The sequence below is a fragment of the Paenibacillus sp. FSL W7-1332 genome, from assembly GCF_037969785.1.
Lineage (GTDB): Bacteria > Bacillota > Bacilli > Paenibacillales > Paenibacillaceae > Paenibacillus_AQ.
On record NZ_CP150209.1, the window covers coordinates 875,079 to 890,397 of the forward strand.

The following is a 15,319-nucleotide window of genomic DNA, read 5'->3' on the forward strand; positions in this document are numbered from 1 at the left end:
GTGGGTTATGGAATCTGCGGAATCGGCCGAACGGACCGGGCTGGTGATCGAACCCGGATGGTTAAAAGGGAAAGTGGATGGAGCGCCCGAATCATCGGGGAGCTATGAGGTCAGCGTTCAGGTAAAGACGCTGAGCCCTGCTGCCCGCGAGGCCGTGCTGGCTTATCTGGAGGAAGACCCGCAGGCGCTGTATCGCCTGCTTGCAGGGCAGGACGCCCCTTGGCTGGCCGAGCTGGCGCCGTCCCCCTTGCAGGGCGAAGAGCCGGCCGCCTCTGCCCGCTGCACCTGCGGCCAAGCGGCCTGCGGACACGCCGCAGCCGTGCTGGCTGCCGCAGCCCTGCGGCTTGCGGCTGAGCCGCTCCAGCAGCTGACGCTGCTGGGGCTGCCGCGGGAAGCGCTGCTGGCCGGCGTCTTTGGCGCCTGGGCCAAAGCAGCTCCGCCGCAGGCAGGCGGCTCTGCCGCAGAGCAGGCCGCCCGCGCGAAGGAGAAGGGGCCGTCCGGCCCTTCTCCGGGCGAATGGGTGGCCGAAGCGGCGGCCGAGGGCCGATTGCACAGGCCCGGCCCGCAGCTTAGCGAGCTGGCGGTGCAGCTGTCACCGCCGCCTCCGGCAGATCAGCTGGGCCCAGTCGGCGACTGGACAAGCTTACTGCCAGGCGTTCGCGGCGCGTCCAAAGCGCTCAGCGTGATTGCCCGCGGCGCGGCCAAGCAAGCCGAGCAGAAGCGCCGCAGCTTAAAGTCGCCGTAAGGGTTACCAATCCATCACAGCATTGTAATGAATTTGATAGATACGGCGCCATAAATCGGGGCAATTTGCCGGATATTTGACGTAAACGGAGATTATCCGGGATGTTTCGACAGCCGCTCGTTTGTTCTGCTCATTCTGATTAATGTACAATGGATGCAGGACAAACCGTGGGAAAGGAAGAAGCCATAGATGAATGCATTTTCGGGAAAACGAACACGATTTACAAGCGCAATGCTGTCATCCTTGCTGTTAGCAGGAGCCATTCTGGCAGGCTGTCAATCGGATGATGCCGGTTCCGGCAAGGAACAGGGTCAGGAATTGCAGTCGCCGGCTGAGGGCCAGGAAGGAAACACACTTCCTGAGGGCGGCGCGGGCAATGAAGAGACAGGGGCTGAGAATCAGCCGGCGGATCCGGTCATGGCGAAGCGGAGCGAGAATGCGCTTCAGGCCACGATCCAGGAAAGCGGCGGCAAGCAGGTTGTAACCAACGCAGAGGCGATGACGGTGGTTGTGAATAAGCAGCGCAGCTTGCCGGATGGTTATGAACCAAGTGACCTCGTGGAGCCGGATGTTCCATTTTCTTTTGATGAGCCGCACGAAAAACGGCATCTGAGAAAAGAAGCGGCGGATGCGCTCGAGGAATTGTTCGCTGCGGCCCAAGCAGACGGCATCGAGCTCCGGGCCGTATCGGGATACCGTTCTTATGCCCGTCAAAAAACGATATACGAGAACAATGTTCGTACCAAAGGGGAAGCCGAGGCTAATCGTGTAAGCGCGGTGCCGGGTACGAGCGAGCATCAGACAGGCCTTACAATAGACGTGTCCAGCCCTAGCGCAGGCAATGCGCTGGAGGAAGCGTTCGGGCATACGGAGGAAGGGCAGTGGCTGGCGCAACGCGCGCCGGAATTCGGCTTTATCATTCGTTATCCGGAAGGGGCCGAGGATATTACCGGCTATGTATACGAGCCGTGGCATATCCGTTATGTAGGCAAGGATCTGGCGCCGGATATTGCCGACAGCGGCTTGACGCTGGAGGAATACTTCGATGAGGCAAACATTAAACTGTAAGCTGTGCTAATAGTCGTAGGATAAACGGGACTTTTTATCCTTGTACCCCGGCTTGCGAATCTATAAAGTAGAACAGGACCTGCGCAAGACCGGGCGATGTTCTTGTTATACGAATGAATCCCGGGGCGGCTTGGCTCCGGGATTCATTCGTATTTTAAGAGATAAGAAAGCATACACTTCAGAGGCTTACCATTCTGATAGTCTTTACTTATTTAATGGCGAGTCCTCATAACCGGGATCATCGTAGCCGGTGTCGGTCAGCTTGCCCATGATGTTCATGTCCTCAATGGTTTTGCGGGTGCGTTCATCCCCATGTTCATGGAGAAAGTGGTAGAGGTTGATCGTTCGTTCATCGTATTGCTCGGCAGCATCGTCATGATCTGCCGACTTGTAAGGGACGAATGTGCGTTTAAACGCATACCGATCGCTGCTGCTGACTTCATAGAGCAGCCCCCTCAGCTTTGAGACCTCTTCATCATCCATATATACGACATATTCGTTCGAATCGTTCGGCACATCCTGGATCAGGTTGTGATTGACTGAAACATAATACGTCTTTTTATCGTTTGTCATATTAAATCCCTCCAGTCTTCGGCAGCTAGGGGCTGCACGGAATAGGATGCGGCTGCGGCCGACAGTATCCGGCATTGTACTGTCCAGTTTTCTAATCATATACACGTTCGGGGCCGGGATGAATCAGCCGTGAAGTTGGAAGGGGCTTCCTTTTTCACATGGGGCAAGGAATTTGGTATGATAGAATCACCATGGCGGCAGTATACTGGACGATGAGGAGCATGGATCATCACATCGAGTAGTATGCGAACGGTAAAAATATGGGATGGCCGGTTTATGGCTAGTTAAAAATCGTTAATAACCTTAATGAAGTGATATGACAATGTGCCGGCGGACTGCCGGTCAATCGGGATATGAGAAAGAGGAGGATTCATAAATGAATATTTTACAAAAGCTTAAGGATGGAGCAAACCGCGCAACGGAAAAGGCGCAGCACGTGGTGGAAGTGAATAAACTCAACAGCCAAATTTCCGAAATCGAACAGCAGAAGAACTCATATTACTTACAGATGGGTAAAGTGTTCTATGAGGGCTACCGTCTGCAGGACATGACGATGGCAGAAAAAGAAATGGTTGAGCTTGCGCAAACCTGCGATGGATTGCAGGAGCAAATCGAAGCGATTCGGAACCGCATTGCGGTCCTCAAGAATGAGCGGGTCTGTGAATGCGGACGGGTGGTCGCGCTGGATGCGAATTTCTGCCCGTACTGCGGAAACAAGCTTGCTAATTTGATTCACCCTGAGAAGTCAGCATCGGACGAACCAAGGGAGCCTGAACGTAAGATCGTGTTTGATAAACATGAATTTGCAGCGGCTGAAGAACAACAGGAACAGGATGAATTGTCTACCTACGACTACCGTTCGAATCCGGATTCATACGAGCCGGACATGTACGAGCCGGAGCCGGAACGGCAGCACGAGGAAATGGATCTCTCCGAACCTGAGGTTGATCCGGAACAGCTGCGTATCGAGCAGGAAGAGCAGGAGAAGGAGCGCCGTCACTGGGAAGAACTTGAGCGGGAGCGGGAGCGGCAGCTGGAACTGGACCGCCGCATTCGTTTCTGGCAGGAGAATAACCAAAGTCAGGACTATGTTGGTGATGATGAGGCGACGCGCGATATGGTGAAGTGCCAGATTTGCAGTGTCGACCTGCCAAAAGGCTCGAAATGGTGTCCGCGATGTGGAGCTGAACAGATTTAAGATATAGGGATTCGGACGATCATGCCCTTGCGCGAGGTTAATAAGACAGTGTGAATGATAGAGCAAGCGTTCGAGCATCTTGGGAGGACTAATATTATGGAACAATTGCTGCATCATTTGCGGAATTTGGGATTTACGGAGATTGAATCGAAAATTATGGTAGACCTTGCCGAGTATGGGCCGGCAGGTGGTTATGAAGTGGCAAAACGACTTGGAGCTTCGCGTTCTAATGTCTATGCAGCCATGCAGCGTTTGGAGCGGCAAGGGGCACTTGAGCGAATGGACGGGGAACCCGTCCGTTACCGTTCGCTGAAACCGGAGGAATTGACGCGGATGATATCCGGCCGTGTGGAGGCATCACTCGCTTTTGTTGAGAAGAGCTTGCCGCGAGGAAGCGGCACGGCCGCTCCCTTCCTCAGTATGGAGGGAGATCAGGCGGTGCTTGATGTGCTCGTCCGGGAATTGAAGCGAGCGAAACAGGAGATCGTGGTTGACGTCTGGCGTGAAGAAGCTTCGCTTCTGCGTGAACCGCTGGCTGAGGCGGAGGCTAGGGGTGTTAAGGTGCTGTGGGCTTGTGACGGCCCGGACCAAGGTCTCTCAAGAACGCTGGCATGGTCTGGGTGGAACGGACTTGCGGAGCGCCGGGGAGGCGGCCGGAAATTCTCCTTTGTTGTGGATCGGCAGTGGTGCATACTAGGGATGCGCGGCGGGGAATATGATACAGGGGCGGTTATCACGGAGCATCCGGTAATGGCGGAGCTGCTGCTGCACCATTTTACTCAAGAGATGGTATTGTTCCAGCTTGAACAGGATATGGGTGAGCAGTTGGAAGCCCGTTATGGAGAGCACTTTGGTCTGATTCAGAGCCAGTATCTTAATGCGGAAGCCGACGCTGAAGCACAGGATGACCAGACTGCGGAATCGAAATCGGGCGCGGAGTATGAAGCTGATTCTGACCCAATGGACGGGGATAGCAATCGTAATACGGCCTAGGGTTCCGACTGGCACATGAAGAGGCCCTTCCAGAAGTGACTTTTATCACAGTTAGGCATCATGGTTCATCGTACAATGTAATAAACATAAAGATAAGGAACGCCGGGATTTATCTTGGCGTTTATTTGCTTAAGATCCGCAGGCAGGCGGGAATGAAAGTTGCAGCTGGCAAGAGGATAAATGCGGTGGTCTTTAATCGCAATCATGACAACCAAGAGAAGGGGGATGAATGAGCATGGAATGCATCGTTCATTTTACAGTGGGACATAAGGAAGGACCCAAGAAGCTCCGAGGATTGATTTTTGTTGATAAAGGAGAGAATCCTACAGGTCAGCAGCTGCTCGATATGTTTCATGAAATGGAGTATAAGGTGGTCCCTGACCCGCAGGATGAACTTCTATTTAAACCGGAAAATCCCGCGGAAAGTTATACTTATATACGTGTGAACGAACTCGATATGGGTCAGGAAAAATATACGGAAGACCGCAATCTGAAATCGCTGCTGAATGAGCTGCTGCCTAAACAGCGCACGGGCTTGTAACGAATAAACCCATCTGCCTTCCGCTGACATCCGCTGGGATTTGCAAAACCCGCTTGTTATAATGGATGTACGGAAGGGGATGGAGATGTTTATTTTTGCAGGAATCGCAGCATTATTGATTTACGGCTTGCTGGTTTATTATATTGGCCGAAGCGTATGGAGCTGGATGAAGCCAGGTCCGTCCATTGTGCTCAAATGGATATACATAATGGTGCTGACCGTTGTTTCGACATCGTTTATTTCAGGACGGTTCTTCGGCAACCTCACGGTGCTGAGCGTGATAGGATCGTATTGGATGGCTATTTTCTATGTCCTGATCATCCTGCTCCCGTTGATGCACATCATGCTGTGGCTGCTAAGATTGACGGCATTGCGAAGAGAGGGCCTGAAGAAGGCGGCGGGATTTATCGTGTTGGTGCTATTGGTCGTTGTGATCGGCTTCGGTTCTTTTAATGCCTATAGTCCAACGGTTCGCGCATATGATATTCACGTGGACAAGGACGCCGGCACAATTGAGGAGCTGAATATTGTCATGGCGTCCGATATGCACTTCGGCGTCCTGTCAGGTAAAGCCCACGCTGCGCGTATGGTGAAGGAGATTAATGACTTAAAGCCGGATCTGGTATTGTTCCCTGGCGATATCATCGATGACGATCTGGATGCCTATTTAAGCCAGGGGATCGATCAGATCCTGACCGGTATCCAGGCAACGTATGGCGTGTATGCCTCGCTTGGCAATCATGACCGGTTCGAAGGCGAAATGCCGGAACTGATCGCGGCTCTTGAGCATAGCGGCATGACCGTGCTGTATGATGAGAAATTGACGGTCGAGGGTCTGACGCTGGTTGGCAGACGGGATAAACAGGATCAGGAGCGGGCCGCGTTGTCCATGATCATGGATGGGTCCGATCTATCCAAGCCGATCTTTGTGCTCGATCATCAGCCGAATGCGCTGGAGGAAGCACAGCAGCAGGGCGTAGACCTTATCGTTTCCGGGCACACGCACCGCGGGCAGGTATTCCCGGCGCATCTGATTACGCAGGCCATGTTCGAGAATGATTGGGGATATCTGCAAAAAGGCCGGATGCATTCCATCGTGTCCTCGGGTTACGGTTTCTGGGGACCTCCGATTCGTCTGGGTTCCCGCTCCGAAATTGTACAGATCCATGTTACATTTCAATAGATGATATTGAGGGATGAAGCCACCTGTGAGGTGGCTTTTTTTCATGTCAGATATTTTGGGAAAATATTGTATCCAGAAAGGACCGGATTATTGTATGATCTTTGCTAGATATACACATTGAGTGTAGGGAGGTAAATGGGTTGCGATCGATTCCGTGCAGGAAGCTTGGAATATTGGCAATAGCCGCTGCCCTAGTTGGAAGCGGATTAGCGGGAACCGGGGCAATTGAGACGGTATCCGCGGCACCCATCGCGGTTAAGGAGGGGCTTAAGAACAGCAACGGGATGCCTTTAGGTCAATCGGTTACGGTTGCAGGAGGGCCCGATCATGTCGCTGGCCTATCTTCGTCACTGGCTGCAGAAGGACTGCGGCAACCAGGGAGCGTAGCTTGGCTGCCGGATGGCTCCGTTGTTGTATCCGATACGGAGAATCATGTCATTCGCAGGATAAAGGACGGGCAGAGCACCATTCTTGCAGGGGCATCCTTATCCTACAAGCGGGACGGCGGAGGACTCCCGATCGGCGGTCTGCTGGACGGACAGGGAGAGCGTGCTTTTTTTAACCGGCCGTCCGGGATTGCGGTGGATGGAAACGGACAATTGTACATAGCCGATTCAGGCAACCATGCGATTCGTAAAATCGACCAAAATGGCGAAGTAACTACCATAGCGGGCAGCGGACTTATGGGTCTTAAAGACGGCAAGTCTAAAGATGCCCTGTTCCATGAGCCGCAGGATATCGCCGTTACCAAGGACGGCATTCTGTATGTGGCGGATACCTTAAACCATGTCATCCGGCGGATTTCGCCAGACGGGGAAGTGACGACGATTGGGGCCCCGTCCACGCGTGCTGTGCAGATCCGGGCTGGTGTCGTCGCGTTGGCGGGAGACTATAAGAACGGTTCTCTTACGGAAGCTCGATTTAATGAGCCGGCAGGGCTAGCGCTTGATGGTAAAGACAATTTGTATGTCAGCGACTCGGGCAATCACGTGATTCGCTACATCGATTTTGGGAAGGGGACCGTATCAACGGCTGCAGGCAGCGGGCCATCATCCGGATACTACGATAAGGACGCTTTATACGGCAATCCGGGTTATCAGGATGGAGACTCGAATGGAGCACGCTTCAACTCGCCCCGGGGATTGACATGGAGTGCGGACGATGGGCTTCTCATTGCAGATTCCCGTAATCATGCGGTCCGTCAATTGAAAGGGGAGCAAGTAACCACCCTGACAGGCGGGATCGGAGGCTACGTGGATGGAATTGAAAGTGAAACCCGGTTCCATTCACCAGCCGATATTTCGGTGGCTGCGGGCGACGGGGCACTATTTATTGCGGATCAACGCAACGGGGCTGTCCGGGTATGGTCCGGATACAAAGCTCCCGAAGCATGGCAAGCAGGAAAAGGGATCACGGCTGCTTACGGAGATCAGGTAACCGAACTGGGTGACTTGTCTGTTATACAACAGGGGCAGATGATGGTGCCCGTCAAAACGATAGGCAAGCTTCTCGGGTATCGTATGAGCTATCATGCCAAGAATAAGGAATTAACATTGGCTCGAGGCGAAGATGTGATCACGCTGCAAGCCGGAGGTCAATATATGACCCGGAAACAGGCAGGAGAAGAGGTTACCAGGGCAGAGGCTGGAATTAAGCCGTATATTGCGAATGACCAGATGATGGCTCCGCTTCGAACGGTGGCAGAACTGCTGGGGAAAGATGTGCAGTGGAACGCCGGTGACAAGCTGGTTATCATCCGGGATTTGGCTGAACGAGAAATAAAGCAGGGGGACGTTAGCTTCAGCACTTCGAACGTTACGCCCCGACGCATGCAGATCGTGGAAATCACCGGTTCGGCCAAGATCCGTTACGGCGGGTATGCGCAGGTAGATGCCTACAAGGGAATGATCCTGGGTGAAGGCGATGAAATTGTTACCGGCTCTGGCATAGGAGGCGCGAGGCTGCGGCTTTTGGATACCGACGATGTCATCACATTAGGCAATAACACGAGATTGGCTGCCGAGCAGCTTCGCAAGGTTGGCATCTCCAACGTGACTCGACTGAATTTAGAGGCCGGGCAAGCTTATTATGATGTCACCGACTTGACCCGGTCGACGGATCGTTTCGAAGTACGGTCCGGTTATATGACGAATAGCGTGCGAGGCACGCACTTTATAATAACCGTCAACCCCTTAACCGGAGTGACAACCGTAGCAACGGCTAGCGGGAAAGTCACGAGTACAGTGACGCCGACAGGCAAAGACGGTTCCATGCAGCCATCAGGCCCAATAACCATTAGTCCAACGCAGCAAATTTCGATAGGCGGTTCGCAAGAGGGACGGTCCCCTGTACAATTTATCGATATTGAGGATTTGATAGGGAATGCCTCGCCGGAAGTCATTGCGCAGCTAATTAAGAATAAGAACGACATCGACCGGGAGAACGAGGAGCTCCTCAAGAAGATGCGGCAAGAGTTACAGTCAGGACAAAGCGGAAACGTCGCCCAGGACTTGAGTGTTAAATCTCCGGATGATTTGTCAAAAGTCGCAGATAATTTGGATAACCTCATCGGAAACATCGTGAAAGAAACTCTGGACAAGAAAAAAGTAAGCAAAGAGGAACTGGATAAACGGATTAAAGAAGCAAACACGGATTCGGGCAAGAAACTTGATCTTGGCCAAGTGAAAGAATTGGATAAAACAGCTGGACTCGACCCTGCACTGGAGCAGGTGCGCTTGGAAGCACTGAAGCGCCAACAGGACGAGGAAAGAAAGAAGCTCGAGCAGCAGCAGGATCGGATGGAGCAGTTGCAGCAGCATCTCGGCGATATGCTGGCTAAGCTCGAGCAGCAGAAGAAACAGCAGGATGAAGCTAACAGGAAAGCACAGGAAGAAATGAAAAAGAAGGCCGAAGAGCAGCTTCTTCAATCCTTAAGCGCAGAGGAGAAGGAACGGTTTCTCCAGGGCAAGAAAGAGGCAGAGCAGGAGAAAGGCGCTCGGCAGCCGACGCCGGTTAGTCCGGGCGGCGGCACGGGATCAGGAGGCAGCATATCGCCGCCTGTAGCCAGTCCGCCTGTGACTGGGCCCCCAGTGACTGAGCCTCCGGTGACTGAGCCTCCGGTGACGGAACCTCCCAAGCCGGAGCCGCCGTTACCTGATCGATCTGTAAAGGTCATATATAGCGATGATATGAGCGGTGAACTATCGGCACGTCCAGACAATTATTTTGGATCCATTCATTTTGAAACGAAAGGCTTTGCCGATGACCTGGAAGTTCAAGTCAGGGTGACGCTGACAAGGGATGGAAGTCCGGTTGTTGGACTCCCTGTCCGTCATGGCGAGCAGACGGTGGAATCCAATGCAGAGGGAAGCTTTATGCTGCAGTCAGTTGAAGGTACCGGCTTTAAGTTAAGCGAGGTCGCTTCACCGGATACTCCGCTGGAGTTCTATGCCGAACTGCTGGATTCCGGAAGTTATACGGAGAAGATCGAACTGCTTGAGGTCAAAGAAGGCCAATTGACGGTGCTTGGAGAAAGCGTCCGTTCCATCCAGGTCAGCCCTTTCTCGCAATTCGAATTCATTGGCGAAGGCCCGTTTCCGGCAGCCATTGATATGTATTGGGGCTTTTATTCCAAAGCGTACGGACTGAGCGAGGACACCAAGATTGGTTATGAATTGACGATACTCGATGACAATGGTCAGCCGGTAAATCTGGGCGTACTCGGATTCCGGATGAAGCCGCATGAATCCGTAACCACCTTGACGGAGCCCGGGTATGAGATCGTCGCTCCCGATAGTGAAGGGGTATACCGGGTGAATGCAGGTTTAACGGCCGGGGATATGGATTTGGAAGGGAATGGGAGTGATATCCTGTTCCGCTGGCAGCAAGCTCATGTTGGAACATATACGCTTCGAATCCAGCTCGTTGATGTAAGCGGCGATGTACCCCAGTCCATTGGTGATCCTCTGGAATGGATAATTGAAGTTATACCTACAAGTTAATGCTCTAGGAAGGCTGTCCCATGAAACTTATGGGGCGGCTTTTTTTCGTTTAATTGACCGGTAGTTTATTATTTCCGTAAATTTTCACTTTATTTTTTCATAGGGAATGCGTTATACTTCATTCATTCGGAAATATTACATTTACACGTAAGCATTCTATGGTACACGAATCATACATTTTCTCGTATAGGTGCAGGAATTGGCCTGCATGTCTCTACCCGATCACCGGAAATGATTGGACTACGGGTTATAGCAGCAGCGGACAAGCCAGGTCAATTCCATTTGACTTCTATGGCTCAAGGTGCGTTTTTGCTGTTTATGCCCATTTGTTTCTTTCCCGGCGATTCGGTGAGAGGAGGAAGTGGGCTTTTTTGCATGGAATGTAAACAAATTTAAGGGGGAGCATCATGCAATTACTGCAGAACAAGGTGAAAGAGGAAGGCATTGTATTAAGCGGACAGGTACTGAAGGTGGATTCGTTCCTGAACCACCAGATGGATCCGGTATTGATGAAAGAGGTAGGTAAGGAATTTACACGATTGTTTAAGGAAGCGAACGTGACTCGTGTATTGACCATTGAATCCTCCGGCATCGCGCCCGGCATTATGACCGCCCTTGAGATGGAAGTGCCTCTCATCTTTGCACGGAAGCAGAAGTCGCTGACCCTCCGTGAGGATATATTTGTGGAGAAGGTGTACTCCTTCACCAAGCAGGAGACGAACGAAATTACGGTCGCGAAGAAATTCATCAAGCCCGGCGATAAAGTGCTGATCGTGGATGACTTCCTTGCCAACGGCGAGGCGGCATTCGGGCTTGCCCGAATCGTAGAGCAGGCGGGTGCAGAGGTGGTAGGCATCGGGATCGTTATTGAAAAGGCGTTTCAACCAGGAGGACGTTTGCTGGCCGAAGCGGGTTATCGGGTAGAATCGCTCGTACGGATTGCATCACTTGAAGATGGCGTAGTGACATTCGCATAGAACGAAAGCTAACAATTTATTGGGGGGAATCAAGAAGCCATGGAACAACAGAAACAAGCGGTGCAAGAACCGATTTTCGATAAAAATCGGAGTCCGGGCAAAACCTTTTCGCTGGGTTTGCAGCATGTATTGGCAATGTACGCAGGGGCAATCATCGTACCGCTTATCGTTGGCGGGCAGCTCGGCTTAACGACGGAGCAGCTGACGTATCTCATCGCCATCGACCTGCTGGCGTGCGGGGTCGCTACTTTGCTGCAGGTATTCGGCAACAAATACTTCGGCATCGGTCTTCCGGTCATGCTTGGCTGCGCGTTCCAGGCCGTAGGTCCGATGATCATTATCGGACAGCAGCACGGGATGTCGGCAATTTATGGAGCGATTATCGCTTCCGGTTTATTTGTCATTCTATTCTCCGGTTTATTCGGTAAGCTGATTAAGGTATTCCCGCCTGTCGTTACAGGCTCTGTTGTTACGATTATCGGTTTGACGCTGATTCCCGTAGCTTTGAATGACCTTGGTGGCGGTCAGGGCAGTGAGGATTTCGGCAGCGCGCTTAACATTTCCCTTGGCTTCGGCGTTCTAGCCTTCATTATTATCATGAATCGTTTTGCCAAAGGCTTTTTGCGTTCGATTTCCGTTCTTTTGGGTCTCATTCTCGGCACCGTGGTAGCTGCATTCTACGGTGGAGTGGATTTAACCCCGCTGCGCGAAGCCGGCTGGTTCCGTGCTCCGCAGCCATTCTATTTTGGCACGCCGGAGTTTAAGATCGTTCCGATCATGACGATGATTCTGGTGGCGATTGTCAGCGTTGCCGAATCGACGGGCGTGTTTATGGCGCTTGGCAAAATCGTGGATCGCGATATTACCTCCAAGGATCTGTCCCGTGGTTATCGTGCGGAGGGTCTTGCGATTGTGGTAGGCGGTATTTTCAATTCGTTCCCTTATACCACATACTCTCAAAACGTGGGCCTGATTCAGATGAGCCGTGTGAAGACACGCGATGTGATTGTGGTGGCTGGCGGCTTGCTAGTCTTGATCGGATTCGTTCCGAAGATTGCCGCCATGACGCAGCTTGTACCGACTTCGGTTCTCGGTGGGGCCATGGTAGCTTTGTTCGGCATGGTTGTATCTTCCGGTATTCGGATGTTAGGAGATCAAGTAGACCTTAACCGTCACGAGAACCTGTTCATTATTGCGTGTTCTGTCGGCATGGGCCTTGGTGTAACAACCGTGCCGGGTCTGTTCGCAAGTCTGCCTGACAACCTGCGCATTCTTGCCGATAACGGCATCGTGGCCGGCAGCTTGACCGCGATTGTGCTGAACCTGATCTTTAACGGCTTGAAGTATACGAAGCCCACTCATACAGAGAAAGGTGATACCGCAGAAGGGCATGCTGCATAACCAATGCCCACTGTAAGCAGCCGGACCTCCGGCTGTTTTTTAGTTAAAGTAACAATCTCAGAGGCTAACCTCCTTAGATCGTAAGAAAAACTTCCTTAACTAGCGGTTTGGTTTCTGCAGACAGGACGTCGATAGACGGTTTTCCTTTGATACTGGTCCCGTTCGTTCCAACCAAAAACGGCTGCCTCCATAGAATGGAGGCAGCCGTTTTACATGATGTATAAGCGTTAGACGCGCTGCATTTGTTTCTCTGCAATATTGCCGATCCAGGGCAGCTTGAACCATTTTCCCTGAATGGCGTTTGCCATAAGCACCAGCCACATCAAGACGCCGACCAGCGCCAGAAGGGCGGAGGCCAGAAGGCCGATGATGGGCACCGCGCTCGACAGCAGGTGAGCGACGGCGAGGATGCCGAAGGCCAGCAAGGACTGCAGCGCGTGGAATATGACGTAGCGGCTTCTCTTTTCTAATGAAAGAAACAGAATTCCTCCGACCATGGGAAAAAAATAGCACAGCGTAGCGGCCAGATTCTCGGGAAGTCCTGTGGACGATTTGAAAGGGGACATCTCATCAACTCCTTGTCTTAGACCGGTTCTGGGGTAGGGCAAGCTTTATTTATACCTTACCTTATGAGCCGATGGGACAAAGTATGATGGTTAAATCCCTAACTTATTTCATTTTCAATTGCAGCAGATATTTCACGAGAGCATCCTGCTGCTCCTGCGTGAACCCGCTGCTTTCGTCCACCCAAAATTCATGTCCCTGACCGGTGACATGGGTGTCTCTCAGTCTTGAATCCTTGCGGTTCGCCTCGACGACCTGCAGTCTCAACTTACGGTCTATCAGGGCTTTCAGGCTGTTGTAAGGGTCAGGGTGAATCCCTTTCATCAGGGTCTGCGATACGCCGGTTTGCGTCAGCTTTGGCCCGACTGCTACGCCGCCGTCGTGCAAATACGGTGCAGACCAGCGAAGACCGATCAACCCTTTGACCTTATAACCGCCGCCCGATGTATGGCCGAAGCCCAACTTGATCTGCTCCGGGTCGATATTATCCAGCGGGATTTTGGTTATTTTGGCATCCGGAGGGATTGGGACAGGCGTGTCGGGCGGGTAGAACTCCGAATCGCCAAAAGCATTCCGCGTTCGCTGGAAAGCCTTTGCCCTCGCAGGCTCGGTACCGATTTCAGCCGCGCGCATAACGTGGTTATTCGTGTAGAAGTCACCAGCGTGGCAAGTGATGCATTGCGATTTTTTGAATACTTCCGCTCCGAGGTTGATCGTCTTGGCATCGGAGATATCCGTGGCATCCGTTTCCGGCGGACGGATCGTATTCTGATAGGCGGACATGGCGTTCACCTGCTCCCCGGCTTTGAAGCCCGGCGAGCTGATGTACAGCCCGTTCGGTGCGATGGCTGAAACCTTCGGGAAATTCGGAATCTTAACAACCTCATTCACGCCGGGGGTGCCGGGATTGGGATCCAGCCGGTTAAAGAATTCGGTGGGCTTCAGCCCGCTGCCCGGATCATAGCGAAACTTGCGATAGGCTGCATTTTGCAGAATGGTGCCCACATAAATCTCTTTGTCGATTCCCCACATCGGTTCGCTAACCTCGGTTTGACTCAAGGTATCCGTGTTCTGGGCATGAACATTGTTGCTGAAGGTGCTTAGCCCCTTGAAGGGGCCCGCGGCAGCGAAGCCGCTCCAGCTGTATGGATGATCGCCCTTCGTAAACATATCGGGAATTTGGGTCACGTCACTGACCAGATCCGCGGTTGTATCGAACGTGCCGGGCATCCATTTGATGAGATTTTCGTCAACGGCTTTTTCCAGCAGGGCGGGATCCGGCAGCGCTTCGGTTTTTCCTTTGGAGTTTACAATCGTACGCTGCTCGTTCTTTACATAATCCACAAGGCTGGTAATGTCCGTATGGGTAAAATAAGCCGCGCTATTCGGGGCCAGTGCCAGCATGAAACCGAGGTTCAGATCGGAGTTGGGCGCGCCCTCGACGATCATTCCCGTTTCACGGTTGACGGTTGCATGGCAGGCCATGCAGCTAACGCCGATGCGAGCCGTGCCTTCGGCATATTTAAATGTGACGCCAACGGGGGCATAGGCGCCTTTGGCTACGTCAAAGCCGGTATCAATCTTATCCCCCTTGCGGTAGGTCTTGCCGCCGATCGTTACATCCTGATCGAGTGCAACGCGCAAATTGGTTGTTCCCCGTCCTTTTAACTCGGCGAGGGCTTTTGCAATATTATTCAGCTTCATCGGACCGCCGATGATCCCCACAATATCAGTTAAAAACACCTCATTGCCAAAAGATTCCTCATACAATGTACGACGCCCTAGGGCAAGCAGTTCTTTTGTCACCTCAACGGCGCCATGGGCGGCTGTTAAGCGGGGGTCCTGATCCTTCAGGGCGGTACCGGGAACCGTAAGCGTCTTGCCCCAGATATCATACTGGCGAATGAAGCCCGTTTGCTGGGCTTGGATTTGCGTAGTATTCTCCAATTTATGTGCAGGCGGTATATAGGCGTATTCCGGCTCCACGATATTAGCAGCAAGCCATAAGGCCCCTACGACGGTGATCGGGATCAGCCATAGCAGAAGCCGCTTCGATTTTCGCATGTCTTATCACC

Annotated in this window: 12 protein-coding genes and 1 riboswitch; of the genes, 9 read left to right on the forward strand and 3 right to left on the reverse strand. The window is 52.5% G+C overall.

What is annotated here, in order from left to right:
• Positions 1-7: 7 nt before the first annotated feature.
• Together MKX98_RS03775 and MKX98_RS03780 are read left to right on the forward strand one after the other, a co-directional pair.
• Complete coding sequence (locus MKX98_RS03775) at positions 8-745, forward strand: hypothetical protein (protein WP_194540799.1); 738 nt, start codon at positions 8-10, stop codon at positions 743-745.
• Between the two features lie 189 nt (positions 746-934).
• Entirely contained in the window at positions 935-1,813 is an 879-nt protein-coding gene (locus MKX98_RS03780) for a M15 family metallopeptidase (RefSeq protein ID WP_194540800.1), read from the forward strand.
• 204 nt (positions 1,814-2,017) lie between these two features.
• Here MKX98_RS03780 and MKX98_RS03785 read toward each other — a convergent pair whose 3' ends face one another.
• Positions 2,018-2,386 (reverse strand): hypothetical protein, encoded by a 369-nt coding sequence (locus MKX98_RS03785; RefSeq protein ID WP_194540801.1) that lies wholly within the window; start codon positions 2,384-2,386, stop codon positions 2,018-2,020.
• 376 nt (positions 2,387-2,762) lie between these two features.
• On the opposite strand from MKX98_RS03785, the gene MKX98_RS03790 reads away from it, so the two are divergent.
• The 7 genes from MKX98_RS03790 (at position 2,763) to MKX98_RS03820 (ending at position 12,680) form a co-directional block, all read left to right on the forward strand.
• A complete protein-coding gene (locus MKX98_RS03790; protein ID WP_220686634.1) occupies positions 2,763-3,584 on the forward strand; it encodes a zinc ribbon domain-containing protein in 822 nt (273 codons plus the stop codon).
• A gap of 96 nt (positions 3,585-3,680) precedes the next feature.
• Positions 3,681-4,577 (forward strand): TrmB family transcriptional regulator, encoded by an 897-nt coding sequence (locus tag MKX98_RS03795; protein ID WP_194540803.1) that lies wholly within the window; start codon positions 3,681-3,683, stop codon positions 4,575-4,577.
• A gap of 235 nt (positions 4,578-4,812) precedes the next feature.
• Positions 4,813-5,118, forward strand: a complete 306-nt coding sequence (locus MKX98_RS03800) for a hypothetical protein (protein ID WP_194540804.1) — start codon at positions 4,813-4,815, stop codon at positions 5,116-5,118.
• A gap of 85 nt (positions 5,119-5,203) precedes the next feature.
• Entirely contained in the window at positions 5,204-6,301 is a 1,098-nt protein-coding gene (locus MKX98_RS03805) for a metallophosphoesterase (RefSeq protein WP_220687527.1), read from the forward strand.
• A gap of 140 nt (positions 6,302-6,441) precedes the next feature.
• Positions 6,442-10,302, forward strand: a complete 3,861-nt coding sequence (locus MKX98_RS03810) for a stalk domain-containing protein (RefSeq protein ID WP_339221493.1) — start codon at positions 6,442-6,444, stop codon at positions 10,300-10,302.
• 162 nt (positions 10,303-10,464) lie between these two features.
• A riboswitch (purine riboswitch) is annotated at positions 10,465-10,565 on the forward strand.
• 144 nt (positions 10,566-10,709) lie between these two features.
• On the forward strand, positions 10,710-11,279 hold the full coding sequence (locus tag MKX98_RS03815) for a xanthine phosphoribosyltransferase (RefSeq protein WP_009593434.1): 570 nt from the start codon (positions 10,710-10,712) through the stop codon (positions 11,277-11,279).
• A gap of 39 nt (positions 11,280-11,318) precedes the next feature.
• Complete coding sequence (locus tag MKX98_RS03820; protein ID WP_339221496.1) at positions 11,319-12,680, forward strand: nucleobase:cation symporter-2 family protein; 1,362 nt, start codon at positions 11,319-11,321, stop codon at positions 12,678-12,680.
• Between the two features lie 227 nt (positions 12,681-12,907).
• On the opposite strand, the gene MKX98_RS03825 is transcribed toward MKX98_RS03820, so the two are convergent.
• Positions 12,908-13,246 (reverse strand): hypothetical protein, encoded by a 339-nt coding sequence (locus tag MKX98_RS03825; RefSeq protein ID WP_071222068.1) that lies wholly within the window; start codon positions 13,244-13,246, stop codon positions 12,908-12,910.
• A gap of 103 nt (positions 13,247-13,349) precedes the next feature.
• The gene (locus MKX98_RS03830) at positions 13,350-15,308 is read right to left on the reverse strand and encodes an electron transport protein (RefSeq protein WP_339221497.1); all 1,959 of its coding nucleotides are present in this window, start codon (positions 15,306-15,308) and stop codon (positions 13,350-13,352) included.
• Between the last annotated feature and the right edge of the window lie 11 nt (positions 15,309-15,319).

Coding starts and splice junctions, on each gene's coding strand:
- MKX98_RS03775 (WP_194540799.1), top strand. CDS start 8: ATGGAATCTGCGGAATCGGCCGAACGGACCGGGCTGGTGATCGAACCC.
- MKX98_RS03780 (WP_194540800.1), top strand. CDS start 935: ATGAATGCATTTTCGGGAAAACGAACACGATTTACAAGCGCAATGCTG.
- MKX98_RS03785 (WP_194540801.1), bottom strand. CDS start 2,386: ATGACAAACGATAAAAAGACGTATTATGTTTCAGTCAATCACAACCTG.
- MKX98_RS03790 (WP_220686634.1), top strand. CDS start 2,763: ATGAATATTTTACAAAAGCTTAAGGATGGAGCAAACCGCGCAACGGAA.
- MKX98_RS03795 (WP_194540803.1), top strand. CDS start 3,681: ATGGAACAATTGCTGCATCATTTGCGGAATTTGGGATTTACGGAGATT.
- MKX98_RS03800 (WP_194540804.1), top strand. CDS start 4,813: ATGGAATGCATCGTTCATTTTACAGTGGGACATAAGGAAGGACCCAAG.
- MKX98_RS03805 (WP_220687527.1), top strand. CDS start 5,204: ATGTTTATTTTTGCAGGAATCGCAGCATTATTGATTTACGGCTTGCTG.
- MKX98_RS03815 (WP_009593434.1), top strand. CDS start 10,710: ATGCAATTACTGCAGAACAAGGTGAAAGAGGAAGGCATTGTATTAAGC.
- MKX98_RS03820 (WP_339221496.1), top strand. CDS start 11,319: ATGGAACAACAGAAACAAGCGGTGCAAGAACCGATTTTCGATAAAAAT.
- MKX98_RS03825 (WP_071222068.1), bottom strand. CDS start 13,246: ATGTCCCCTTTCAAATCGTCCACAGGACTTCCCGAGAATCTGGCCGCT.
- MKX98_RS03830 (WP_339221497.1), bottom strand. CDS start 15,308: ATGCGAAAATCGAAGCGGCTTCTGCTATGGCTGATCCCGATCACCGTC.